Origin of the sequence: Kitasatospora griseola (assembly GCF_044999035.1) — a bacterium.
In the GTDB taxonomy this organism is placed as follows: Bacteria; Actinomycetota; Actinomycetes; order Streptomycetales; family Streptomycetaceae; genus Kitasatospora; species Kitasatospora griseola.
Genome location: NZ_CP173360.1, coordinates 4,247,670 through 4,272,421, shown reverse-complemented (window position 1 = coordinate 4,272,421; position 24,752 = coordinate 4,247,670). Strand labels below are relative to the sequence as shown.

Sequence of the window (24,752 nt, the reverse complement as noted above, 5' to 3'; positions counted from 1 at the left end):
ACGCCGCTCTCAGAACGGCCGCAGCGCCGGTTCCTTGCGCCGGCCGCCGAGCAGCCGCTCCAACGCACCCTCCATGTCGCCCTTCCAGGACAGCGTGGAGCGCGCCTCCAGCCGCAGCCGCGGATACCGGTGGTGCGGCCTGACGGTCTTGAAGCCGACCGCCAGCAGATGGTCGGCGGGCAGCACGCAGCTGGGGATCTCACCGCCCTGCGCCCCGAACGCCTCGATCGCCCGGAAGCCGCGCCGGATCAGGTCCTTGGCCACCGCCTGCACCAACACCCGTCCCAGGCCCTGCCCCTGAAACTCCGGCAGCACCCGGGAGACCATCAACTGCACCGCGTCCGGGGAGATCGGGCTGGTCGGGAACGACTGTCCGCGCGGCACGTACGCGGGCGGGGCGTAGAGCACGAACCCGGCCGGGCGGTCGTCCACGTAGGCGACTCTGCCGCAGGACCCCCAGTCCAGCAGTACCGCCGAGATCCAGCCCTCCTTCTCCAACTCCCCCTTGCCGGCGTCCTGCGCGGCCCGTCCGCTGACCGGGTCGAGCTCCCAGAACACGCAGGAGCGGCAGGTGTTCGGCAGCTCCGAGAGGTTGTCCAGCGTCAGCGGAACGACCCTTCGCCCCACGCCCGCACCTCCTCCTCCACACGGAAACCGGCCCAGGAGTCCAGTCTGCGCCGCCCAACGAAACGGGTGCACGTTTCACGTGAAACATGCACCCGTTGTTCGCCGTCCGGGGTCACCGACGTCAGGACAGCCGCAGCCCCTGCTCGCCCGGCGCCAGGCTGTCCAGGATCCGGTTCAGGTCCTCGGCCGAAGCGAACTCCAGCACCACCTTGCCCTTGCCGATCCGGCCGTCGCGCTGCGAGGCCTCGACCTTGACCCGGGTCTCGAAGCGGTCCGAGAGCCGGTCGGACAGCTCGGTGAAGACCGGCGAGGTCGACCGGCCCGCCCGCGAGGCGGCCTTCTTCTCCTTCGGGGTCTCACCGGCCATCAGCCGGGCGATCTCCTCGGTGGCCCGCACCGTCAGCAGCTCGGCCGTCACCCGCTCGGTCAGCTTCTCCTGACCCGCCGCATCCGGCACCATCAGGATCGCCTTCGCGTGCCCGGCGGTGACCGTCCCGGCCGCGACCTTCAGTTGCACCGAGACCGGCAGCTTCATCAGCCGCAGCGTGTTGGACACGTACTCCCTGGACTTGCCGATCCGGTCCGCCAGCTGCTGGTGCGTGCAGGCGAATTCGCTCAGCAACTGGTCGTACGCCGAGGCCTCCTCCAGCGCGTTCAGCTCGGCCCGGTGCAGGTTCTCCAGCAGCGCGTCCAGCAGCAGCTTGTCGTCCTCGGTGGCCCGGACGATCGCCGGGATCACCTCCAGGCCGGCCTCCCGGGAGGCCCGCCAGCGACGCTCACCCATGATCAGCTCGTAGCGTTCCGGGCCGGTCTGACGGACCACCACGGGCTGCAGCAGGCCGACCTGCTTGATGGAGGCGACCAGTTCGGCGAGCTTCTCCTCGTCGAACACCTCGCGCGGCTGGCGCGGGTTGGGGCTGATCGAGTCCAGCGGCAGCTCGGCGAACCGGGCGCCGTCGACCGGCGTCAGCGCCGCTTCCAGGACGCTGCGGCGCTTGTCGCCGGCCAGCTCCCGCAGACTCTCCGCGGCGGCCTTGGCGGCCACCGTGCCGCGATCGGTGGGAACCACCGGCGCCGGCGGGTCGGCCGGTGCGGCCGCTCCCCCGGCCGCCGGCTGGGTCGCCGGGATCAGCGCCCCCAGACCCCTGCCCAGACCCCTGCGCGTGCCACTCACCGGTTGCCCTCCATCGAACTGTGCTGTGCCGTCGGCGCGGACGGCTCCGCGCCGCTGCGCGGCGGAACGACCGCCGCGCGTGCCCGGTGCCGCCCGTCCCCGGCCTTGACGACCGCCCGCAGCGCCAGCTCGCGGCCCGCCTCCAGGTAGGAGAGCGCGCCGCTGGAACCGGGGTCGTAGGTGAGCACGGTCTGCCCGTAGCTCGGAGCCTCGGAGATGCGCACCGATCGCGGGATGGCGGTGGCCAGCACCTCGTTCTCGAAGTGCGTCCGCACCTCCTCGGCGACCTGCGCGGCCAGCCTGGTCCGGGCGTCGTACATGGTCAGCAGGATGGTCGAGACGTGCAGCGCCGGGTTCAGGTGCGCCCGCACCAGCTCCACGTTGCGCAGCAGCTGGCCCAGGCCCTCCAGCGCGTAGTACTCGCACTGGATCGGGATCAGCACCTCCTGACCGGCCACCAGGGCGTTGACGGTCAGCAGCCCGAGCGAGGGCGGACAGTCGATCAGCACGTAGTCCAGCGGCTGCTCGTAGGCGGCGATGGCCCGCTGCAGCCGGCTCTCCCGGGCCACCAGCGAGACCAGCTCGATCTCCGCGCCGGCCAGGTCGATGGTCGCCGGGCAGCAGAACAGCCCCTCGACGTCCACCACCGGCTGCACCACGTCGGCCAGCGGCTTGCCCTCCACCAGCACGTCGTAGATCGACGGGACCTCGGCGTGGTGGTCGATGCCCAGGGCGGTCGAGGCGTTGCCCTGCGGGTCGAGGTCGATGACCAGCACCCGCAGGCCGTGCATGGCGAGCGAGGCGGCCAGGTTGACGGTGGTGGTGGTCTTGCCCACCCCGCCCTTCTGGTTGGCCACCACCATGACCCGGGTGACGGCGGGTCGGGGAAGCCCCTCCCCGGCGAACCCGGTGACCGGGACGGCGGCGTGCGCGGCACGTGCGACGGGGGTTTCATCCACCTGATCGACGATCTCCGACTCCTGCATGGGGGTCAGTGTTTCACGTGAAACCGGAGCCGCGACAGTCACTGCCGGGTCCCGTTCGCGGGTCCGGTTCAGCTCCTGATCAAGTACGCCGGTCAGCAGGAAGCGACGTTTCACGTGGAACACGATGCCCGGAATGTCGGAATCCGACGGCCCGACACTCCGGGTGCCGACAAGCGAACGGGGCGGGTGGCCCGATCGCCACCCGCCCCGCCCGTCACCGCCGTGAACTCAGCGCCGCCCGCGGCCGGCGCCACCGCGCCGGCCCGCGCCCTCGGCGCCCTTGCCGCCGCGACCGGCCCGGGCCGCCTTGGCCCGCCGGGTGGCCGCCTTGACGCCACCGGGGCTCTCGCCGGCCTCCACCCGGACCACCCGGGTCTGGGTCTCCAGCACGCCCTCGCCGACGCCGATCACCGACCACTTCACCGCGCCCAGCCGGGTCAGCGCCGCCCGCGATTCGGTCAGCTCCTGCTCCGCGGTGTCGCCCTTCAGCGCCAGCATCTGCCCGTAGGGCCGCAGCAGCGGCATGCCCCAACCGGCCAGCCGGTCCAGCGGCGCCACCGCGCGGGCGGTCACCACGTCCACGGCCAGCTTGCCGATCATCTCCTCGGCCCGGCCGCGCAGCACGGTGACGTTGTCCAGCCCGAGCTCACGGACCACCTCCTCCAGGAAGGTAGTGCGCCGCAGCAGCGGCTCCAGCAGCGTCACCGAGACGTCCGGCCGGGCCAGCGCCACCGGGATGCCGGGCAGCCCGGCGCCCGAGCCGACGTCGCACAGCGAGACCTCGGCGGGCAGCAACTCGGCCAGCACCGCGCAGTTCAGCACGTGCCGGTCCCACAGCCGGGGCACCTCGCGCGGACCGATCAGGCCACGCTGCACTCCGGCGGTCGCCAGCAACTCGGTGTAGCGCACGGCCATCGGCAGCCGATCGCCGAAGACCCGTCCCGCTGCCTCCGGTGCCTCGGTCAGCCCCTCCGGCGACGCCTCGGACGCCGTGCCGTCCCTGTCCATCTCTGCCTCTCCGCTCACCGTCGAATCCACCCACCCGTCCCAGCACTGTTCCACGTGAAACATCAGTCCACCGCAAAGGCAACGACCCCGCCCGCGAGAGGCGGGCGGGGTCGGACGCCGTTCCGACGGCACCACCGGCATCAGGCCGGCAGTACCACCACACAGCGCTGGGGCTCCTCGCCCTCCGATTCGCTGCGCAGCCCCGCGGCGGCCACCGCGTCGTGCACCACCTTGCGCTCGAACGGGGTCATCGGCCGCAGCTTGACCTGCTCGCCGCTGCTCTTGACCCGCTCGGCCGCGTCCGCGCCCAGCTCCGCGAGCTCGGCCCGCTTGCGCGCCCGGAAGCCCGCGACGTCCAGCATCAGTCGGCTGCGCTCACCGGTCTCCCGGTGCACGGCCAGCCGGGTCAGCTCCTGGAGCGCCTCCAGCACCTCGCCGTCCTGGCCCACCAGCCGCTGCAGCGTCCGGTCGTCGCCCTCGCCGACGATGGAGACCAGCGCCCGGTCCCCCTCGACGTCCATGTCGATGTCGCCGTCCAGGTCCGCGATGTCCAGCAGACCCTCCAGGTAGTCGGCGGCGATGTCACCCTCGCGTTCCAGACGCGCGAGGACGCCCTCGCCGGCCGGCGCGGTGTCGACGGCGGAGGTGGTGCCATCCGTCACAGGTGGACTCCTTCAGGAATGAGGCCCTCGGGTGGGGCCGAGAACGAGGGTCGGGACTACTTCTTCTTCGGCCGCTGGCCCTGGCCGCCGCGCCGCGGCGGCTGCTGGCGCTGACCCTGCCGGTCCCCCGGCTTCGCCCCGCCCGCCTTCGGGCCGGACTTCCCGGCCCCGGCCGTCTCGGCGTCCGTCTCGTCCGCCGCCGGGCCCTGCTCCTCCGCGGCGTGCGCCTGGTGGGCCGCCGTGGCCTGCCGCTGGGCCTTGGTCTGCTTGCGCGGCTGCTGTCGGCGCACCTGCACGCTGTCCTCGGCCGCCGCCTGGGCCTGGGCCTCGGCACTGTTCTTGGAGCCGGTCTTGGAGCCGGTCAGCGAGGCCAGCACGCCGACCTTCTTGATCGAGCCGTCCGGGTTGATCCGGCCCTGCTTCTTCAACCGGGCCTGACGCTCGTTCCAGGCGTGGCTGCCCGGCGTCGGGTTGTTCCGGATGACGATCAGCTGCTGGCCCATCGACCAGACGTTGGTGGTGAGCCAGTAGACCAGCACACCGACCGGGAAGTTGATGCCCATCACGGCGAACATGATCGGGAAGACGTACATCAGCATCTTCTGCTGCTGCATGAACGGCGTCTTGACCGTCAGGTCCATGTTCTTGGTCATCAGCTGGCGCTGGGTGATGAACTGCGACAGCGACATCAGCACGATCATGATCGCGACGACGATCTGCACCTGCACGCTGTCCGCGCCGACGAACTTCGCCGACAGCGGGGCGCCGAAGATGTGCGCCTGCTTGGCGCTCTCCAGCAGGCTCTGGTCGATGACGCCGATCGGCTTGTCGTTGGCCACCGAGGCCAGCACGCCGTAGAGGGCGGTGAAGAACGGCGCCTGCACGATGATCGGAAGGCACGAGGAGAACGGGTTGGTACCCGCCTCCTTGTACAGCTTCATCATCTCTTCGGACTGGCGCTGCTTGTCGTTCTTGTAGCGCTCCTGGATGGCCTTCATCTTCGGCTGGATCGCCTGCATGGCCCGGGTCGCCTTGATCTGCTTCACGAAGAGCGGGATCAGGCAGATCCGGATGACGACCACCATCATCACGATGGACAGGCCCCAGGCCCAGCCACCGTCCGGGTCGAAGACGTGGCTGAACAGCGAGTGGAACTGGACGATGATCCAGGACACCGCGTAATAGAGGGGACTCAGAAAGCCGAAGGTCACCGGTCAGACTCCTTGGACATCGGGCTGGCCACCGGCTCCGGCTCGGCGGTCCCGCTCGTGGGGGTCAGCAGATTGCGCAGCCGGCGATGCCACACCGGATGCTTTCGCGGCGGAACATGGTCGACCCCACCGGGAGACCAGGGATTGCAGCGCAGGATGCGCCAGACGGTGAGCCCGCCTCCCTTGATCGCCCCATGGACGCGCACCGCCTCGTACCCGTAGCGGGAGCACGAGGGGTAGTAACGGCACACCGGGCCGAGCAGCGGACTGATGGTCCACTGGTAGAGCCTGATCAGGCCCATCAGCAGGTACTTCATCGCCCTGTTCCCGTCGGGGCACTGCCGGCCGGTTCCGACCTGAGCAGGCGGCGCAATGCCGCGTCCAGGTCGTGCCCGAGTTCTGCGTACGAGGCTGTCGCCGCAGCAGGCAGCGCCCGTACCACTATCAGGCTACCTGCGGGCAACCGGGACAGACGCTCGCGGACCAGATGACGCAGCCGACGCTTGACCGCATTGCGGACCACGGCGGGCCCCACGGCCTTGCTGACGACGAAACCCGCACGCGCCGAAGGAAGCCCCTCGGCGACGTGCGGGCGGGAGTCGCTGTTCCGGTCGGAGCCCTCGTCGGGTACCGCCTCTCTGTGGAGGTGGACCACCAGCAGGGGTCGACCGGCGCGGCGACCGCGTTTCACCGCGGTCGCGAAGTCCTGGCGCCGCCGCAGCCGATTCTCGGTGGGCAGCACTGCAGACCCTTGGCGCGGATCAGGCGGACAGGGCGCTGCGGCCCTTGGCACGGCGCGACGCCAGGATGGCGCGGCCGGCACGGGTACGCATGCGCAGCCGGAAGCCGTGGGTCTTGGCGCGACGACGGTTGTTCGGCTGGAAGGTGCGCTTGCTCACTCGGGGGCTCCTGGGGTGAATCGTAGGATGACGGGGGGTCGCTTGGCCGTCACCGTGCGTCCGCGCGATCTCCCCTTGCACTGGGAAATCCCGTCCCGGGGCCCAGATCTGCTGGACCGGGACCACCACGGCGCCCGTGCTGCGCGCGTCATGGAAGCGGGCGGACCCGCGGACATGCGGCAGCGGCCATCGACAACTCGACCTGGTTACGGTACGCGGCGGCGGGTCCGAGGGTCAAACCAGGTGGGTGTCGGCCCGTTGCCCACAGCCTGTGGACAACGACTTGAATCAGCTCTGCGCGCTGACTACCGTTGCAGGACTTGTCTCTTTTGTTCTGTGCTCGCGGCCGCCTTCGCGCCGCGCCCACCCAAACCCCTCCCGACCTTGACTGACTGCCCCTGCCCGGGGAACGAGAAAGCGTGTACCAGTGGCTGATGTCAACAGCGATCTCGTCCTGATGTGGTCGAGGGTCGTCGAGCGACTGGTCAGCGACAGCGATGTCGTGGAGAAGGACAAGAACTGGGTCCGACGCACCCAGCCGATGTGGATGATGCACGACACCGCCCTGCTCGCGGCCCCCAACGAGTTCGCCAAGCAGGTGCTGGAGGGCCGGCTGCTGCCGCAGCTGACCGAGGCCATCTCGCACGAGTTCGGCCGCCAGGTGCGGATCGCCGTGATGGTGGACGCCAACGCCGCCCCGCCCGCCGGCCTCGGGCCGGAGGCCGAGCCCGAGCCGGAGGCCGACGACGCCCCGGAGTGGCCGCACCCCCGCAGCGAGCAGGGCTACCCGGCCGAGCCGACGTACCAGCCCGGCCCCGCCCACCAGCCGGGCGCCTGGCCGGGCCGCCCCGCCGAGGACTACCAGCGCCCGGCGTACCCGCCCGGCTACCCGCCGGTCGAGCCCTACGGGGCGCCGCCGCAGGACCCGTACCGGGAGCAGCCCGACGCGAGCGGCGGCAGCTGGGAGCCGCAGGCGGCGCCCGAGCGGCGCCCCGAGCCGGCCCCGCGGCGGACCAGCCGTCCCGGCCCGGACTCGGCGCAGGGCGACCTGTTCGGCGGCGCGCTGGGCTCCCCGGACGAGGACCGGCCGCGGCACGGCGGCTCCCGCCGGGGCGCCACCCGCCCGGCGGACCGTCCGGCCCCGGTGGAGCGCAGGCCCGCTCCCGGCGTCCCGGCCCCGCCCGGTGCTCCCCCGGCCGGCGGCGCCCGCAAGGACGAGCCGAACGCCCGGCTGAACCCCAAGTACCTGTTCGACACCTTCGTGATCGGCGCCAGCAACCGCTTCGCGCACGCCGCGGCGGTGGCGGTCGCCGAGGCCCCGGCCAAGGCGTACAACCCGCTGTTCATCTACGGCGAGTCCGGGCTCGGCAAGACCCACCTGCTGCACGCCATCGGGCACTACTCGCGCAGCCTGTTCCCGGGCACCCGGGTGCGGTACGTGAGCTCGGAGGAGTTCACCAACGAGTTCATCAACTCGATCCGGGACGGCAAGGCGGACGCGTTCCGCAAGCGCTACCGGGACATCGACATCCTGCTGGTCGACGACATCCAGTTCCTGGCCAGCAAGGAGTCGACGCAGGAGGAGTTCTTCCACACCTTCAACACCCTGCACAACGCCAACAAGCAGATCGTGCTCTCCTCGGACCGGCCGCCCAAGCAGCTGATCACGCTGGAGGACCGGCTGCGCAACCGGTTCGAGTGGGGCCTGATCACCGACGTCACCCCGCCGGAGCTGGAGACCCGGATCGCGATCCTGCGCAAGAAGGCGATCCAGGAGCAACTCAACGCTCCCGCCGACGTGTTGGAGTTCATCGCGTCCCGAATCACCCGCAACATCCGGGAGTTGGAGGGCGCGCTGATCCGGGTCACCGCGTTCGCCAACCTGAACCGGGCGCCGGTGGACCTGGAACTGGCCGGGATCGTCCTGAAGGACCTGATCCCGGGCGGGGACGAGGACGCCGGGCCGGAGATCACCGCACAGGTGATCATGCAGCAGACCGCCGCGTACTTCGGGCTGGGCGTGGAGGACCTCTGCGGGTCCTCGCGCAGCCGGGTGTTGGTGACGGCCCGGCAGATCGCCATGTACCTGTGCCGGGAGCTGACCGACCTGTCGCTGCCGAAGATCGGCGCGCAGTTCGGCGGCCGGGACCACACCACGGTGATGCACGCGGACCGGAAGATCCGCTCGCTGATGGCCGAGCGCCGGTCCATCTACAACCAGGTCACCGAGCTGACCAACCGCATCAAGAGCTAGCCGCAGGGCGGCAGTTGAGGTACCCGAAGGGGAGTCCGGGCGAGGCCGCCGGGCTCCCCTTCGGCGTGCCCGCACTGGGTCGGTCGGGGGAATTCGGGCGGCCGGCGGGTGTGGAGCGGGCCTCGGCGGGGCAGGAATCGTTCGACCGGCCCGGGCGGCCGGGCCGTCGTCCACCCGAACATCTGCGCAGCTATTCGAACGGTTCGGGTGCGTACTTGAGTTTTCCACAGGAACGGGTGGGTTTTCCCCGTCCACAGGCCCCACAGGCCCGAGTTATCCAGAGGTTCCTCCACAGGCGGATCACCGCTACGCTCTTCGGCGCAGGTCAGACCCCTGTGGACTTGTGCACAACAGTTATCCACAGCCTGTGGAGAACTGAGGGCCCGTCAGGACGGCCTAGGAGTTATCCACGGGCTGTCCACAGCGGAAGGGGAGTTATCCCCAGGTTTTCCACAGCTGCGTCCACAGTTCGACAACTTCAACCCCCTTGTCAGGCTTGGGTGTGAAAGGCGTCACGTGATGTTGATCGGAGCCGGTGGATAACTCAGGCGATTTCTGTGGATGAACCTGGGGATAACCTGTGGATACTCAGCGTGCCCTGTGGATTACGCTCCGTTGTCCACAGCAGGCCCTGGTTGTCCACAGCTGCCGTCCACAGGACCTGTGGACAAAAAACAGGGTCTGACCTGCGAAAACGGGGTTATCCACGGTATCCACAGGCCCTACTACTACTGCTACACCTAGAGACCTCGCGACTTGATCAACAGTGGGGGTGGCCCGAATCTGTGGACAACCGCGCCCCGACATCTGTTCGGCCTGCTTCCGCCCATCTGCCCCGACTGTCGGCCGAGTACGTCAGACTGTCTCTCGGCACCTGGAAGCCGAGCGGAGCGAGTCCGGTCGGCGGGGAGCCGGAAGACGATCAACAGCGCCGGTCGGCAATACGGGCCGCCGGCGCGGCGACAGCAGCCAGGAGGCGGTTACCGGTGAAGTTCCGGGTGGAGCGTGATGTCCTCGCGGAGGCGGTGGCCTGGGCCGCTCGCAGCCTCCCCGCGCGGCCGCCGGTGCCGGTGCTGGCCGGCCTGCTGCTGACGGCGCAGGACGGCACGCTGGCGCTGTCCGGGTTCGACTACGAGGTGTCGGCCCGGGTCGAGCTGGAGGCGGACGTCGAGGAGGCCGGCACGGTCCTGGTCTCCGGTCGCCTGCTCAACGACATCTCGCGGAACCTGCCGAACCGCCCGGTGGAGATCTCCACCGACGGCATGCGGGTCACCGTGGTCTGCGGCAGCTCGCGGTTCACCCTGCCGACCCTGCCGGTCGACGAGTACCCGGCGCTGCCGCAGATGCCGACCGCCACCGGCACCGTCCCGGGCGACGTGTTCGCCTCGGCGGTCAGCCAGGCCGCGGTCGCCGCCGGCCGCGACGACACCCTGCCGGTGCTGACCGGCGTCCGGGTCGAGATCAACGGCAGCGGGATCACCCTGGCCGCCACCGACCGGTACCGGTTCGCCGTCCGTGAGCTGCTGTGGAAGCCCGAGCAGGACGACATCAACGCCGTCGCGCTGGTCCCGGCCAAGACCCTGCAGGACATCGCCAAGTCGCTGGGCAGCGGCGACCACGTGTCGATCGCGCTGTCCACCGGCGGCGCCGGCGAGGGCCTGATCGGCTTCGAGGGCGCCGGTCGGCGGACCACCACCCGCCTGCTGGAGGGCGAGTTCCCGAAGTTCCGGTCGATCTTCCCGACCGAGTTCTCGGCGGTCGCCGCGGTGCAGACCCAGCCGTTCCTGGAGGCGCTCAAGCGCGTCTCGCTGGTGGCCGAGCGCAACACCCCGGTCCGGCTGAACTTCGAGCAGGGCGTGCTCACCCTGGAGGCCGGCTCGGGCGACGACGCCCAGGCCTCCGAGCGGGTCGAGGCGGACCTGGAGGGCGACGACATCTCGATCGCGTTCAACCCCGGCTACCTGGAGGAGGGGCTCAAGGCGATCGACGCCGCGTACGCGCAGCTGAGCTTCACCACTCCGACCAAGCCGGCCCTGCTCACCGGCAAGCCCGCGGTGGACGCCGAACCGGACGACGCCTACCAGTACCTGATCATGCCGGTCCGCCTGTCCGGCTGACGAAGCCTCAGGTCACAGGGGCGCGAGGGCCATCGGCCTCCGCGCCCCTGTGGCTGCCCGGAGCGGCCCGATCGGCGGCGTAGGCTCACAGAGCGCGGCAACGGCGCCGCCGTCAGGCACGACACCACAGTGAAGGACTTGTCATGCAGCTCGGCCTCATCGGTCTCGGCAAGATGGGCGGCAACATGCGCGAGCGCATCCGCCGCGCCGGCCACACCGTCATCGGCTACGACCGCAACCCCGATCTCGCCGACGTCGACAGCGTGGAGCAGCTGATCGCCAAGCTCGAGGGCCCCCGCGTGGTGTGGGTGATGGTCCCGGCCGGCGGCCCGACCCAGGAGACCGTCGAGCACCTGGCCGAGCTGCTCTCCCCCGGCGACGTGGTGGTGGACGGCGGCAACTCCCGCTGGACGGACGACATCCAGCACGCCGAGCTGCTGGCCGCCAAGGGCATCGGCTTCGTCGACTGCGGCGTCTCCGGCGGCGTCTGGGGCCTGGAGAACGGCTACGCGCTGATGTACGGCGGCAACGCCGAGCACGTCGCGAAGGTCCAGCCGATCTTCGACGCGCTCAAGCCCGAGGGCGAGTTCGGCTCCGTGCACGCCGGCAAGGTCGGCGCCGGCCACTTCGCCAAGATGGTCCACAACGGCATCGAGTACGCGATGATGCAGGCCTTCGCCGAGGGCTGGGAGCTGCTGGAGGCGGCCCCCGAGGTCACCGACGTGCGCGAGGTGTTCCGCAGCTGGCAGGAGGGCACCGTCATCCGCTCCTGGCTGCTCGACCTGGCGGTCCGGGCGCTGGACGACGACGAGCACCTGGCCAAGCTCAAGGGCTGGGCCGCGGACTCCGGCGAGGGCCGCTGGACCGTCGAGGCCGCGATCGACCACGCGGTGCCGCTGCCGGCGATCACCGCCTCGCTGTTCGCCCGGTTCGCCTCCCGCCAGGAGGACTCGCCGCAGATGAAGATGATCGCCGCGCTGCGCAACCAGTTCGGCGGCCACGCGGTCGAGTCGAAGTAAGCACCCACGGCCAGAAGGCGAGCGCAGTCCACCGTCATGCACGTCGCGCACCTGTCGCTCGCCGACTTCCGTTCCTACGCCCGGGTCGAGGTTCCGCTCGACCCGGGCGTCACCGCGTTCGTGGGGCCCAACGGGCAGGGCAAGACCAACCTGGTCGAGGCGATCGGCTACATCGCCACCCTGGGCAGCCACCGGGTGGCCACCGACGCCCCGCTGGTGCGCCTCGGCGCCGAGCGGGCGGTGGTCCGGGCCAGCGTGGTCGCGCAGGGCGGCCGGACCACCCTGGTGGAGCTGGAGATCACCCCCGGCAAGGCCAACCGGGCCCGGCTGAACCGCTCCGACAACGTCCGCCCGCGCGACGTGCTGGGCGTGCTGCGCACCGTGCTGTTCGCCCCCGAGGACCTCAGCCTGGTCAAGGGCGACCCGGGCGAGCGTCGGCGCTTCCTGGACGAGCTGCTGACCGCCCGCGCCCCCCGGCTGGCCGGGGTCCGCTCCGACTACGAGCGGGTGCTCAAGCAGCGCAACGCCCTGTTGAAGACCGCCGCGACGGCCCGCCGGGCCGGCGGCGGCAAGGCCGCCGACCTGGCCACCCTGGAGGTCTGGGACGGTCACCTGGCCCGCACCGGGGCCGAACTGACCGCCTTCCGGATCCAGCTGGTGGCCGCCCTGCAACCACTGGTCGCCGAGGCCTACCGCCAGCTCGCCCCCGGTGGCGGGGAGACCGTGCTGGAGTACCGCTCCTCCTTCGAGGGCGAGCTGCCGACCAGCCGCGAGCAGGCCGAACAGCAGCTGCTGGACGCACTCCAGGCCGCCCGTGCGCAGGAGGTCGCGCGCGGCCTCACCCTGGTCGGCCCGCACCGCGACGAACTGCTGCTGCGGCTCGGTCCGCTGCCCGCCAAGGGCTACGCCAGCCACGGCGAGTCCTGGTCGTACGCGCTGGCCCTGCGGCTCGCCTCGTACGAGCTGCTGCGCGCCGAGGGCGGCGAGCCGGTGCTGATCCTGGACGACGTGTTCGCCGAGCTGGACGCCCGCCGCCGGGACCGGCTGGCCGAGCTGGTGGCCGGCGGCGAGCAGGTGCTGGTCACCGCGGCGGTCGCGGAGGACGTCCCGAAGGCGCTCAGCGGCGCCCGGTACGCGGTCTCGGACGGCGCCGTGACCCGGCTGGCGCCGTGAGCCCCGGCAAGCCCGTACCCTGGACCGCTCGTCGGTGCAGTTGTCCACAGCCTGGGGATGGAGCGTGATGTCGGAGGGTTCGGAGCTTTCGGGTGTGGACCTGGCCCGGGTGGCGTTGCGCGCCGCCAAGGAGCAGGCCAGGCAGCGCGGCGAGCAGGTCCGCGAACGCCGGGAGGCCAAGCGCACCGGGCTGCGCAGCGGCGCCCGCGCGGACGGCCGCGACCCGGTGCCGCTGGGCGCCGCGCTGAACCGGCTGATCACCGAGCGGGGCTGGGAGGCGCCGGCCGCGGTGGGCGGTGTGATGGGCCGCTGGTCGCAGATCGTGGGCCCGGACATCGCTGCGCACTGTGAACCCAAGTCGTACGCGGAAACCGAGGCGGTGCTCACGGTGCAGTGCGACTCCACCGCGTGGGCCACTCAACTCCGCCTACTGGCACGTCAGTTGGTGGCCCGGCTGAATCACGAGCTGGGGCACGGCACGGTCCGGGTGATCAAGGTGCTGGGGCCGGACGCCCCGGTGCGCGGTTACGGGCGGTTGCGGGCGCCCGGCAGCAAGGGTCCCGGGGACACCTGGGGCTAGCGGATCGGGACCTTCCGGAATCGCTGACGGCCCGTCCAGGCGCTCTGAGCCCCCCTGTCGAGTATCGGGACACGTCCCGAGGGGATTCAGGGCGGCACATCTGCCCTCAGAGGCTGCCAAACGCCCCTCTCTGTCACTCGTACCGGTAGACTGAAGCGCAAACACCGTTGCGTGCAGCAACCGAGTCGAAACGCCGTGGTCGCACACCTGCCCGGGCAAGCGGGAAGGGGCGCGGCCCGCGCTGTGCCAGAGAGGGCGCTTCGTGGCCGATTCCGGCAACCCCAGCCAGACCCCAGACCCGTCCGACAACAAGGCGTACGACGCCAGCGCGATCCAGGTGCTGGAAGGCCTCGACGCCGTCCGCAAGCGCCCCGGCATGTACATCGGCTCGACCGGCGAGCGCGGCCTGCACCACCTGGTGTACGAGATCGTCGACAACTCGGTCGACGAGGCCCTGGCCGGCCACGCCGACACCATCGACGTGACGATCCTGGCCGACGGCGGCGTGCGGGTGGTGGACAACGGCCGAGGCATCCCGGTCGGCATCATGCCGGGCCAGGACAAGCCCGCCGTCGAGGTCGTCCTGACCGTGCTGCACGCGGGCGGCAAGTTCGGCGGCGGCGGCTACGCGGTCTCCGGCGGTCTGCACGGCGTCGGCGTCTCCGTCGTGAACGCGCTCTCCACCCGCCTCGCGGTGGACATCCGCACCGACGGCTCGCGCTGGACCCAGGAGTACAAGTCCGGCACCCCGACCGCCCCGCTGGCCAAGCACGAGGACGTCGAGGAGACCGGCACCAGCGTCACGTTCTGGGCCGACCAGGACATCTTCGAGACCACCGTCTACTCCTTCGAGACGCTCTCCCGCCGGTTCCAGGAGATGGCCTTCCTCAACAAGGGCCTGACCATCGCCCTGACCGACGAGCGCCCCGAGCACGCCGACGAGGAGGGCAAGCCGCTCTCCGTCACCTACCGGTACGACGGCGGCATCGCGGACTTCGTCGCCCACCTCAACTCCCGCAAGGGCGAGGTCATCCACCCCTCGGTGATCGACTTCGAGGCGGAGGACAAGGACCGGCGGATCTCCGCCGAGATCGCGATGCAGTGGAACTCGTCCTACACCGAGGGCGTGTACTCGTTCGCGAACACCATCCACACCCACGGCGGCGGCACCCACGAGGAGGGCTTCCGCGCCGCGCTGACCGGTCTGATGAACCGTTACGCGCGCGACAAGAAGCTGCTCCGCGACAAGGACGACAACCTCTCCGGCGAGGACATCCGCGAGGGTCTGACCGCGATCATCTCGGTCAAGCTCGGCGAGCCGCAGTTCGAGGGCCAGACCAAGGACAAGCTCGGCAACACCGAGGCCAAGACCTTCGTGCAGAAGGTGGTCAACGAGCACCTGGCCGACTGGCTGGACCGCAACCCCAACGAGGCCGCGGACATCATCCGCAAGTCCATCCAGGCCGCCAGCGCCCGGGTCGCCGCCCGCAAGGCCCGCGACCTGACCCGCCGCAAGGGCCTGCTGGAGTCCGCCTCGCTGCCCGGCAAGCTCTCGGACTGCCAGTCCAAGGACCCGGCCGAGTGCGAGATCTTCATCGTCGAGGGCGACTCGGCCGGCGGCTCCGCCAAGCAGGGCCGCGACCCGCGCACCCAGGCGATCCTCCCGATCCGCGGCAAGATCCTGAACGTCGAGAAGGCCCGGATCGACAAGGTGCTGCAGAACACCGAGGTCCAGGCGCTGATCTCGGCCTTCGGCTGCGGCATCCAGGAGGACTACGACGCCGAGAAGCTCCGCTATCACAAGATCGTGCTGATGGCCGACGCCGACGTCGACGGACAGCACATCCGCACCCTGCTGCTGACCCTGCTGTTCCGCTTCATGCGCCCGCTGGTCGAGGCCGGGTACGTCTACCTGGCGATGCCCCCGCTGTACAAGATCAAGTGGGGCAAGGACGACTTCGAGTACGCCTACTCCGACCGCGAGCGCGACGCGGTGATCGCGGCCGGCGTCGAGGCCAGCCGCCGGCTCCCCAAGGACGACGCGATCCAGCGCTTCAAGGGTCTCGGCGAGATGAACGCCGAGGAACTGCGCGTCACCACCATGGACGCCGCCCACCGCCTGCTGCTCCAGGTCACCCTGGAGGACGCGGCCCGCGCCGACGACCTGTTCTCCGTCCTGATGGGCGAGGACGTCGAGGCCCGGCGCTCCTTCATCCAGCGCAACGCGAAGGACGTCCGCTTCCTGGACGTCTGACGTCCCGTCAAGGATCGTTGAAAGGAAACTGACCCCAAGTGGTCGACGACAACCGTCCCGACGGCGGCGAGCAGCCCGAGGACAGCACCACCCCTGCCCAGAGCGGTCACCGGGTCGAGCTCATCGAGCTCGAGACCGAGATGCAGCGCTCCTACCTCGACTACGCGATGAGCGTCATCGTGTCGCGCGCCCTCCCCGAGGTCCGCGACGGCCTCAAGCCGGTGCACCGACGCGTGCTCTACGCGATGTACGACGGCGGCTACCGGCCCGAGAAGGGCTACTACAAGTGCGCCCGCGTGGTCGGCGACGTGATGGGCAACTACCACCCGCACGGCGACACCTCCATCTACGACACCCTGGTCCGGCTCGCCCAGCCCTGGTCGATGCGGATGCCGCTGGTCGACGGCAACGGCAACTTCGGCTCCCCGGGCAACGACCCGGCCGCGGCGATGCGCTACACCGAGTGCAAGATGATGCCGCTGGCGATGGAGATGATGCGCGACATCGACGAGGAGACCGTCGACTTCGCCGCCAACTACGACGGCCGCCAGCAGGAGCCCACCGTCCTGCCCGCGCGCATCCCCAACCTGCTGATCAACGGCGCCACCGGCATCGCGGTCGGCATGGCCACCAACATCCCGCCGCACAACCTGCGCGAGGTCGCCTCCGGCGCGCTCTGGGCGCTGGAGCACCCCGAGGCGTCCAACGAGGAGCTGCTGGAAGCCCTGATCGAGCGGATCAAGGGCCCCGACTTCCCCACCGGCGCGCTGATCGTCGGCCGCCGCGGCATCGAGGACGCCTACCGCACCGGCCGCGGCTCCATCACCATGCGCGCGGTGGTCGAGGTCGAGGAGATCCAGGGCCGCCAGTGCCTGGTCATCACCGAGCTGCCCTACCAGGTCAACCCGGACAACCTCGCGCTGAAGATCGCCGACCTGGTCAAGGACGGCCGGATCGCCGGCATCGCCGACGTCCGCGACGAGTCCTCCTCGCGCACCGGCCAGCGCCTGGTCATCGTGCTCAAGCGCGACGCGGTCGCCAAGGTCGTGCTGAACAACCTGTACAAGCACACCGACCTGCAGACCAACTTCGGCGCCAACATGCTGGCCCTGGTCGACGGCGTGCCGCGCACCCTCTCGCTGGACGCCTTCATCCGGCACTGGGTCGCCCACCAGATCGAGGTCATCGTCCGCCGGACCACCTTCCGGCTGCGCAAGGCCGAGGAGCGCGCCCACATCCTGCGCGCGCTGCTCAAGGCCCTCGACCAGATCGACGCGGTGATCGCGCTGATCCGGGCCTCGGAGAGCGCCGACGCCGCCCGCACCGGCCTGATGCAGCTGCTGGAGATCGACGAACTCCAGGCCAACGCCATCCTCGAGATGCAGCTGCGCCGCCTGGCCGCCCTGGAGAGCGCCCGCATCCTCAGCGAGCACGACGAGCTCCAGGCCAAGATCAACGAGTACAACGCGATCCTCGCCTCGCCCGCCCGGCAGCGCGAGATCGTCTCCGAGGAGCTCACCGCGATCGTCGAGAAGTACGGCGACGAGCGGCGCTCCACCCTGATCCCCTCCGACGGCGACCTCTCCATCGAGGACCTCATCGCCGAGGAGGACATCGTGGTCACCATCACCCGCGGCGGCTACGTCAAGCGCACCCGCTCCGACCTCTACCGCTCGCAGAAGCGCGGCGGCAAGGGCGTGCGCGGCGCGCAGCTGAAGCAGGACGACATCGTCGACCACTTCTTCGTCACCACCACCCACAACTGGATCCTGTTCTTCACGAACAAGGGCCGGGTCTACCGCGCCAAGGGCTACGAGCTGCCCGACGCCGGGCGCGACGCCCGCGGCCAGCACGTCGCCAACCTGCTGGCCTTCCAGCCGGAGGAGCACATCACCCAGGTGATGGCGGTGCGCACCTACGAGGACAAGCCGTACCTGGTGCTCGCCACCCGCGGCGGCCTGGTCAAGAAGTCCCCGCTCAAGGACTACGACTCCCCGCGCTCCGGCGGCCTGATCGCGATCAACCTCCGCCAGGACGAGGAGGGCCGGGACGACGAGCTGATCGGCGCCGAGCTGGTCTCCGCCGACGACGACCTGCTGCTGATCTCCAAGAAGGCCCAGTCGATCCGCTTCAAGGCCACCGACGAGGCGCTGCGCCCGATGAGCCGGGCCACCTCCGGCGTCAAGGGCATGTCGTTCCGCGAGGACGACGAACTGCTCTCGATGAACGTGGTCCGCCCGGGGACGTACGTCTTCACCGCCACCGACGGCGGCTACGCGAAGCGGACGTCGGTCGACGAGTACCGTGTCCAGGGACGCGGCGGCTTCGGCATCAAGGCGGCGAAGATCGTCGAGGGCCGGGGCTCGCTGGTCGGCGCCCTGGTGGTCGAGGAGACCGACGAGATCATGGCCATCACGCTCTCCGGAGGAGTGATCCGGACCAGGGTTTCCGAGGTTCGTGAAACCGGACGTGACACGATGGGCGTCCAACTGATCAACCTCGGAAAGCGCGACGCGGTGGTGGGCATGGCCCGCAACGCGGAAGCCGACGAGGAGGAGGGCGCGGACCTCGACGCCGAGGCGACCGAGACCGCGACCGCCACCGAGCACGAGACGGACGGCGCGCCCGACCAGGGCTGACGCACGACCGCGACCGTGGTGCCCGTCCCGCTTCCAGCGGGGCGGGCACCACGGGTTGACCGCAGGCCAACCGGGCCGGCGGAGCACGAGCACAACACGGACCAGGGCGGTTCGATCGGCCTGGCGGACGGTTCGGGAGGACCACGGTGAGCGGAGCCACGGGTGCTGGAGGTGCCACGGGCGGGCTGTCGGGCGGACCGGGCGGGACACCGTACGGTGCACCGCAGCGCCCCGAGAACCCCGCCACGTCCACCTCGGTGATGCCCCCGGTCGGCCAGGGCGGCGCCCAGCCCGGCTACGGCGGCCAGACCCCGCCGGCCCCCAGCGGCCCGCCCGGCTTCTCCCAGCCCACCACCTACGCCAAGGGCCAGCCCACCCCGGCCCGCGGCACCCGCACCGGCGGCCCCGGCCCGCAGGGCGGCGCGCCCGGCGGTCAGGGCGGCGGCCAGGCCCGTCGCCCCGGCGGCCCCGCGCAGGGCCCCGGCGGCGGCACCGGGAAGGTCCGCAAGGCCCGGCTGCGGATCACCAAGGCCGACCCCTGGTCGGTCATGAAGGTCAGCTTCCTGCTCTCGCTGGCCGTCGGCGTCATCGTCATCGTGGCCTCCGCGGTGCTCTGGATGACCCTGGACGGCCTCGGCGTCTTCGACTCGCTGACCAGCACCCTCAAGGACGTCACCGGCACCGACAGCTCCGGCGCGTTCAACCTGATGGACTACATCGGGTTCGGCAAGGTCATGATGTTCACCACCCTGATCGCGGTGGTCGACGTGGTCCTGATGACCGCGCTGTCCACCCTCGCCGCGTTCATCTACAACACCGCGGCCGGCTTCACCGGCGGCATCGAACTCACCCTGGCCGAAGAGGACTGACCTGGCGTCAGCTCGCTGGAATTCCCCGGGCCCCGAAGGCTGTTGAAGCCTTCGGGGCCCGTTGTCGTCCGGCGGCGGCAATCGGGTGACCGGGCGGCGCGCCGGGATCGGCCGCACCGCCCCGCATGGACAAATGGAAGACACGAACGAGCACGGGGCCGACCGGCCGCGACAGCGGTCACCGGGCGGCCAGACGGGTACGGCCGGTCGAGAGGTGTCCGTGATGGCGGAGAACGCACAGCAACTGGTCCGAGCGCTCGAAGGCCTGATCGGCCGTCGGCTCCCCCTGCGAGTACGCACCTGGGACGGCTCCCAGGCCGGCCCACCGGACGCCCCCACCGTCGTGCTCCGCAACCGACGGGCCCTGCGCCGGCTGATCTGGTCCCCCGGCGAACTCGGCCTGGCCCGCGCCTACGTCTCCGGCGACCTCGAGATCGACCCCGGCACCGACCTCTACGAGGTGCTGGACGCCGTCGCGGCCTTCGCCGAGGACCCGGACGTCCGCAGCCTGCAACTCGGCCCGCGCCACCTCCTCGGCGCCCCCGGCCGCCACCTGCTCGCCACCGCCCTGCGCCTGGGCGCGCTCGGCCCGGCGCCCGCACCCCCGCCCGAGGAGGTCCGGCGCCGCCGCGGCAACCTGCACAGCCGCCGCCGCGACCGCGCCGCGATCAGCCACCACTACGACGTCGGCAACGACTTCTACGGCCTCGTCCTCGGCCCCACCCTGGTCTACTCGTGCGCCTACTGGACGCCCGGCGCGAAGAGCCTGGAGGACGCCCAGGAGGCCAAGCTCGACCTGATCTGCCGCAAGCTCGGCCTGCGCCCCGGCATGCGCCTGCTGGACGTCGGCTGCGGCTGGGGCTCCCTGGTCCTGCACGCGGCCCGGCACTACGGCGTCCAGGCCGTGGGCGTCTCCATCTCCACCGAACAGGTCGCACTGGCCCGCAAGCGGGTCGCCGAGGCCGGTCTGGCCGACCGGATCGAGATCCGGCTCCAGGACTACCGGGAGATCCCCGACGGGCCCTTCGACGCCATCTCCAGCGTCGGCATGGCCGAACACGTCGGCTCGGAGCAGTACCTGGTCTACGCCCGCCAGCTGTACGACCTGCTCGCCCCCGGCGGCCGCCTGCTCAACCACCAGATCGCCCGCCGTCCGCTGCACCCCGGCGAGAAGTACCGGCTCTCCCCCTTCATCGACCGCTACGTCTTCCCCGACGGCGAGCTCTCCCCCGTCGGCACCACCGTCACCCGCCTGGAGGAGGCCGGCTTCGAGGTCCGCGACGTCGAGGCCCTCCGCGAGCACTACGGCCGCACCCTCCGCGAATGGGTCGCCAACCTCGAAGCCCACTGGCCCGACGCCGTCTCCCTGGCCGGCCGCGGCCGGGCCCGCGTCTGGCGCCTCTACATGGCCGCCTGCGCCCTCGCCTTCGAGCAGAACCGCATCGGCATCAACCAGGTCCTCGCCGTCCGCCCCACCCCCGCGGGCGCCTCCCACCTCCCCGCCACCCGCGCCCAATGGCTCGCCGAGCCCCCTGAGCAGCACCGTCCGGAGGGGGCTGCGGATACGGATTTGGGAGATCGGCCAACGGTCCGCTAATCTTTGAGTGCGGCAAGGGCCTATAGCTCAGACGGTTAGAGCGCTTCCCTGATAAGGAAGAGGCCACAGGTTCAAGTCCTGTTAGGCCCACCGGCGCGAAGGCCCCGATCACCTGGTGATCGGGGCCTTCGACGTTTTCCCCGCCATCGGCCGTAACCCCCGCCCCCGGTTGCTCGTTGAGACCGGTGCGCAGAGGCAAAACACAGGGTGAGCTGACTCGAAACTGATGTGAAGTCGGGGACAGCCGGGCGACAGACCCGGTCATTGGGTGACGTGGGACACAGCGCGACCTCTGCTCCGGCCGGCGGATGACCGGCCCCGCCCGCCCCGGGCGATTGGGCGGTTCCCACGCCATGTCTTCATTCACCCTGTGAGGCACTCCCATGTCCATGGAAGCCGCGCTGCTCGAATCCAGGACGCTCCGAAGCGGCCTGTGCGAGCGCACCGAAGTCCTCGACGAGGTCAAGGCCCTCGTTCTGCTGCCCGACGGGCTGCACGTCAACACGCGGATGGTCGCCGAGTACTTCGGGGTCGGTGAGAAGGCCATCTACAGCCTGCTCCGTCGCCACCGTGAGGAGTTGGAGAGCAACGGATTCACCATTCTCAAGCCTGTGGATAACCCCGCTGACCAGACCTTCAAAACGGAGGTCTGGCAGGTCAGCGGCCTGCCGAGCGGTCAGCCGGAGGACACGGCGGGTGCTCTCGCTGCGCACCCTGTGGATAACCCCACTAACCCCACGGACCAGAGTGACAAGATGTCACTCTGGCAGGTCAGCGCCTCGGAGCGCCCCCACAACTACTCCTCGGCCGAGGGCCGCCGCTCCACCCCGCCTGTGGATAACCCCAGGGGCGCCACCCACCGCCCTCAGGGCGGCGGAAACGGCGTCGCGCTGTACTCCCGGCGGGCCGTGCTGAACGTGGCGATGCTGCTGCGGGACAGCGAGGTGGCTCGCCAGGTCCGCAGCCGGCTGCTCGACCTGATCGAGAGCGCGTCCCGCCCGGCGGCCGAGCCCCCGGCCCTGCACACGCTGTCAGCTCGGCCGTGGAAGCGCTGGAGCGAGTTGCGGTGGGACGAGGACGAGGCGGGGCGGCGGGATCCGGCCGTGGCGGCCTGGCGGCGGCGGATCGACGGGCTGGAGCCGTTCGAGGGGCGTCTGCCCGTGGCGCCGTCGCAGGTGGCGGAGGAGGAGCCGGGGTTCGGCTTCTCGGGGGACGACCTGCGGGGTGCGGTCGCCGCGTTGGCCGCCGCGCTGGGGTCGATCGACCGGCGGCTGGAGGCGCAGGGCGTGGTGATCACGGCGATCAGTGAGCGGCTCTCCCGGCAGGAGTCACGCCTCGACGCCCACGGCGCCCGGCTCGACTCGCTGAGCGAGGACGTCCGGGCGGTCCGGCGGGATGTCGCGCAACTGCGCAGGCGGCGTCGCGGGTAGGCGAGGCTGCGGGGCGCTGTTCGAAGGGCCCGTCGACGGTTCGGAACCGGTGACGGGCCCGGGTGCGTCGACAGTCGGGGAGGGAGCGGGCTCGCAGTGTGATGACCGTACTGGTGGGGAAGCGTCAAAGGCGCTTGCAGATCGGCCGGTTGACGGTGGCGGGGGCCGCTTCTGAACCGGTTACCGGTGTGTATCATCGGCCCCAGGGCGGTCTTCAGCCTGACCGCTGGTTCGTACCCTTACATCCAAGCAAGCAAGAAGGACGAGGTCCCGCGGTGAAGAAGCTTCTCCTGGTCGCCCTGGTCGCCCTCGGCGGCTTCTTTGTCTACCGTCAGGTCCAGGCGGACCGCGCCGAGCAGGACCTGTGGACCGAGGCGACCGACCCGGTTCCGGCCGGCCGCTGAGCCGACCGACGAGTCTTCCTCGGACCGGCCCACGGAGCACGGGCCGGGGCCGGTCCGAAACCCGCATGGGGCGTTGCCCGGGAGCGGGTACGCTAGTGCCCGTTGCTCGGGGCCTTAGCTCAGTTGGTAGAGCGCTGTCTTTGCATGGCAGATGTCAGGGGTTCGACTCCCCTAGGCTCCACCCGAATACGACTTCGCCCGACCGCAGAACCGCGGTCGGGCGAAGTCGTTTCTGTCTGCGGACGGCCGCCCCGGTTCAGTGCGGCTTGCGCGGGTCGTGCGGCTTGGGCCGCTCGTCGTCGGCGGGCTGGGTGACCGGAGGCGGGGTCGGCTTCGAGGTGGAGTCGGCCTCCGGGTCGTCGTGCGGGACGGAGCCGTTCAGGGTGGCCCCGCCGACCGGCGCGCCGGTGGCGCTGCCGGGCCGGGTCGGGTCGGCCGTCGCAGCCGTCGCAGCCGTCGCGGGCGGAGCGGTGACGGGCTCCGGGGGTTCGGTCAGCCACTCGGGGTTGTTCTGCTTGCGGTACCACTGCCAGGCCGCGACGCCGGCGCCGACGGCGATCGCGCCGGCCACCGCGAGGCCGGTCGCCCAGCCGTTGCAGCGCTTCTTCTTGGCGTTCTTGGCGGCCAGTTCGCTGATCTCGGCGGCGCTGACGTTCCCGTGCAGCGCGGTGATCGCGGCGGCGCTGCGGGCCTGGGCCTCCTGGGCGAGCGGGACGACGCTCTCCTTGGCGGCCTGGAAGGTCTCGGCGACCTTGGGGGCGACGTTCGTCCGGGCCTGGCAGGCGGCCTGACCGGCCGACAGCTTGGCGGCGAGGGCGGCCTCCTGAGCCCGGTGGACGGCCTTCAGGGCGGCCTTCTGGGTGTCCGGGGGGAGGCTGAAGAAGGCCTGCTCCAGGTGCGGGGCGAGGTGCTTGACGTACTGCACCCGGGCGGCCTGCGCGGCCTGGCCGGCCCCTTGGCGGGCCTGTGCGCCGGCGGCCGCGGCCTTCGGGCCGAGCGCCTCCAGCCTGGGGCCGAGCACCTGCTTGGCCTCCTCGGCGTAGTGCAGGGCGGCCTCCTTCGCGGAGGTGGCGTAGGGCGCGACGGCGTCCTTCGCCCGTGCGGCGGTCTCGCGCGCGGTGTCCGTACGACTCACGGGCTTCTCCTTCTCGGCGGGTGTCCGGCGTTGTCCGGTATGCACCTTTCCACCTGATAGGAGATCATGCATGCTGCTCATCTGCCGGGCACCTTCGGCTGAGCCGTCTGCGGCGATCATGGGATGATTCCCCGGATAATCAGCTAGAAAGACAGGAAGGTACTCCCGTGGCCGAGGAACTCACCGCCACCCTGAAGACCAACCGCGGTGACATCGTGGTGAAGCTCTTCCCGAACCACGCGCCGAAGACCGTGGCCAACTTCGTCGAGCTGGCCGAGGGCACCCGCGAGTGGAAGAACCCGGAGACCGGCGAGGTGGCCGCCAAGCCGCTGTACGACGGCACCGTCTTCCACCGGGTGATCGACGGCTTCATGATCCAGGGCGGCGACCCGCTGGGCAACGGCACCGGCGGCCCGGGCTACAAGTTCGCCGACGAGTTCCACCCGGACCTGTCGTTCGACCGTCCGTACCTGCTGGCCATGGCCAACGCCGGCCCGGGCACCAACGGCTCGCAGTTCTTCATCACGGTGGCCCCGACCAGCTGGCTGAACCGCAAGCACAGCATCTTCGGCGAGGTCGTGGACGCGGCCAGCCAGAAGGTCGTGGACGCGATCGGCACCACCGCCACCACCAAGCCCTACGACCGCCCGGTCCAGGACGTGGTGATCGAGCAGGTCGTCGTCTCCCGCGGCTGATTCGAGCCCCCTGCCGCCC

22 protein-coding genes and 2 tRNA genes are annotated in these 24,752 nt (G+C 70.8%); 14 read left to right on the top strand and 10 right to left on the bottom strand.

The window, feature by feature from the left end; genetic code table 11:
- Positions 1-9: 9 nt before the first annotated feature.
- The 9 genes from ACI1MP_RS19265 to rpmH form a co-directional block, all read right to left on the bottom strand.
- Complete coding sequence (locus ACI1MP_RS19265; RefSeq protein WP_100589614.1) at positions 10-627, bottom strand: GNAT family N-acetyltransferase; 618 nt, start codon at positions 625-627, stop codon at positions 10-12.
- Positions 628-748: 121 nt separating this feature from the next.
- Complete coding sequence (locus ACI1MP_RS19260; RefSeq protein ID WP_380333718.1) at positions 749-1,801, bottom strand: ParB/RepB/Spo0J family partition protein; 1,053 nt, start codon at positions 1,799-1,801, stop codon at positions 749-751.
- Entirely contained in the window at positions 1,798-2,760 is a 963-nt protein-coding gene (locus tag ACI1MP_RS19255; protein WP_308431037.1) for a ParA family protein, read from the bottom strand. The genes ACI1MP_RS19260 and ACI1MP_RS19255 overlap by 4 nt, the downstream gene beginning before the upstream one ends.
- Before the next feature lie 255 nt (positions 2,761-3,015).
- Positions 3,016-3,795: a 16S rRNA (guanine(527)-N(7))-methyltransferase RsmG gene (gene rsmG, locus ACI1MP_RS19250; RefSeq protein WP_380333719.1), complete on the bottom strand. Its 780-nt coding sequence runs from the start codon at positions 3,793-3,795 to the stop codon at positions 3,016-3,018.
- 140 nt (positions 3,796-3,935) lie between these two features.
- Positions 3,936-4,457, bottom strand: a complete 522-nt coding sequence (locus ACI1MP_RS19245) for a R3H domain-containing nucleic acid-binding protein (protein WP_043915354.1) — start codon at positions 4,455-4,457, stop codon at positions 3,936-3,938.
- Between the two features lie 56 nt (positions 4,458-4,513).
- Entirely contained in the window at positions 4,514-5,668 is a 1,155-nt protein-coding gene (gene yidC / locus ACI1MP_RS19240; RefSeq protein WP_380333720.1) for a membrane protein insertase YidC, read from the bottom strand.
- Positions 5,665-5,985, bottom strand: a complete 321-nt coding sequence (gene yidD / locus ACI1MP_RS19235) for a membrane protein insertion efficiency factor YidD (protein ID WP_380333721.1) — start codon at positions 5,983-5,985, stop codon at positions 5,665-5,667. Before yidD ends, yidC begins: the two co-directional genes overlap by 4 nt.
- Complete coding sequence (rnpA, locus tag ACI1MP_RS19230) at positions 5,982-6,410, bottom strand: ribonuclease P protein component (RefSeq protein ID WP_380333722.1); 429 nt, start codon at positions 6,408-6,410, stop codon at positions 5,982-5,984. The genes yidD and rnpA overlap by 4 nt, the downstream gene beginning before the upstream one ends.
- Positions 6,411-6,429: 19 nt before the next feature.
- Positions 6,430-6,567, bottom strand: coding sequence for a 50S ribosomal protein L34 (gene rpmH, locus ACI1MP_RS19225; RefSeq protein ID WP_043915359.1), 138 nt, complete (start codon positions 6,565-6,567; stop codon positions 6,430-6,432).
- Positions 6,568-6,994: 427 nt separating this feature from the next.
- Between rpmH and dnaA the strand changes: the two genes are divergently transcribed.
- From dnaA to ACI1MP_RS19160, 13 genes are all read left to right on the top strand, one after another.
- Positions 6,995-8,821: a chromosomal replication initiator protein DnaA gene (gene dnaA / locus ACI1MP_RS19220; protein ID WP_404869106.1), complete on the top strand. Its 1,827-nt coding sequence runs from the start codon at positions 6,995-6,997 to the stop codon at positions 8,819-8,821.
- Between the two features lie 986 nt (positions 8,822-9,807).
- The gene (dnaN, locus tag ACI1MP_RS19215) at positions 9,808-10,938 is read left to right on the top strand and encodes a DNA polymerase III subunit beta (RefSeq protein ID WP_043915360.1); all 1,131 of its coding nucleotides are present in this window, start codon (positions 9,808-9,810) and stop codon (positions 10,936-10,938) included.
- Positions 10,939-11,081: 143 nt separating this feature from the next.
- Complete coding sequence (gnd, locus tag ACI1MP_RS19210; protein WP_380333724.1) at positions 11,082-11,957, top strand: phosphogluconate dehydrogenase (NAD(+)-dependent, decarboxylating); 876 nt, start codon at positions 11,082-11,084, stop codon at positions 11,955-11,957.
- A 36-nt stretch (positions 11,958-11,993) separates the two neighbouring features.
- The gene (gene recF / locus ACI1MP_RS19205; RefSeq protein WP_100589607.1) at positions 11,994-13,130 is read left to right on the top strand and encodes a DNA replication/repair protein RecF; all 1,137 of its coding nucleotides are present in this window, start codon (positions 11,994-11,996) and stop codon (positions 13,128-13,130) included.
- A 67-nt stretch (positions 13,131-13,197) separates the two neighbouring features.
- The gene (locus ACI1MP_RS19200; protein WP_100589606.1) at positions 13,198-13,710 is read left to right on the top strand and encodes a DUF721 domain-containing protein; all 513 of its coding nucleotides are present in this window, start codon (positions 13,198-13,200) and stop codon (positions 13,708-13,710) included.
- 262 nt (positions 13,711-13,972) lie between these two features.
- Entirely contained in the window at positions 13,973-15,964 is a 1,992-nt protein-coding gene (gene gyrB / locus ACI1MP_RS19195) for a DNA topoisomerase (ATP-hydrolyzing) subunit B (protein ID WP_404869105.1), read from the top strand.
- Between the two features lie 38 nt (positions 15,965-16,002).
- Entirely contained in the window at positions 16,003-18,603 is a 2,601-nt protein-coding gene (gyrA, locus tag ACI1MP_RS19190; protein WP_380333727.1) for a DNA gyrase subunit A, read from the top strand.
- A gap of 146 nt (positions 18,604-18,749) precedes the next feature.
- On the top strand, positions 18,750-19,472 hold the full coding sequence (locus tag ACI1MP_RS19185) for a DUF3566 domain-containing protein (protein ID WP_198520679.1): 723 nt from the start codon (positions 18,750-18,752) through the stop codon (positions 19,470-19,472).
- Positions 19,473-19,695: 223 nt separating this feature from the next.
- Positions 19,696-21,069, top strand: a complete 1,374-nt coding sequence (locus ACI1MP_RS19180) for a class I SAM-dependent methyltransferase (RefSeq protein WP_380333728.1) — start codon at positions 19,696-19,698, stop codon at positions 21,067-21,069.
- Positions 21,070-21,085: 16 nt separating this feature from the next.
- Positions 21,086-21,159 (top strand) — tRNA-Ile (locus ACI1MP_RS19175).
- A 293-nt stretch (positions 21,160-21,452) separates the two neighbouring features.
- Positions 21,453-22,499, top strand: a complete 1,047-nt coding sequence (locus tag ACI1MP_RS19170) for a hypothetical protein (protein WP_380333729.1) — start codon at positions 21,453-21,455, stop codon at positions 22,497-22,499.
- A gap of 275 nt (positions 22,500-22,774) precedes the next feature.
- Positions 22,775-22,903 carry a DLW-39 family protein gene (locus ACI1MP_RS19165; RefSeq protein WP_014137031.1) on the top strand — a complete coding sequence of 43 codons (129 nt, stop codon included), beginning with the start codon at positions 22,775-22,777 and terminating at the stop codon, positions 22,901-22,903.
- A 108-nt stretch (positions 22,904-23,011) separates the two neighbouring features.
- Positions 23,012-23,084, top strand: a tRNA-Ala gene (locus ACI1MP_RS19160).
- Positions 23,085-23,159: 75 nt separating this feature from the next.
- Here the strand turns inward: ACI1MP_RS19160 and ACI1MP_RS19155 are convergent.
- On the bottom strand, positions 23,160-24,038 hold the full coding sequence (locus ACI1MP_RS19155; RefSeq protein ID WP_380333730.1) for a DUF5324 family protein: 879 nt from the start codon (positions 24,036-24,038) through the stop codon (positions 23,160-23,162).
- A gap of 167 nt (positions 24,039-24,205) precedes the next feature.
- On the opposite strand from ACI1MP_RS19155, the gene ACI1MP_RS19150 reads away from it, so the two are divergent.
- On the top strand, positions 24,206-24,733 hold the full coding sequence (locus ACI1MP_RS19150; protein ID WP_189272345.1) for a peptidylprolyl isomerase: 528 nt from the start codon (positions 24,206-24,208) through the stop codon (positions 24,731-24,733).
- The last annotated feature ends 19 nt before the right edge of the window (positions 24,734-24,752 follow it).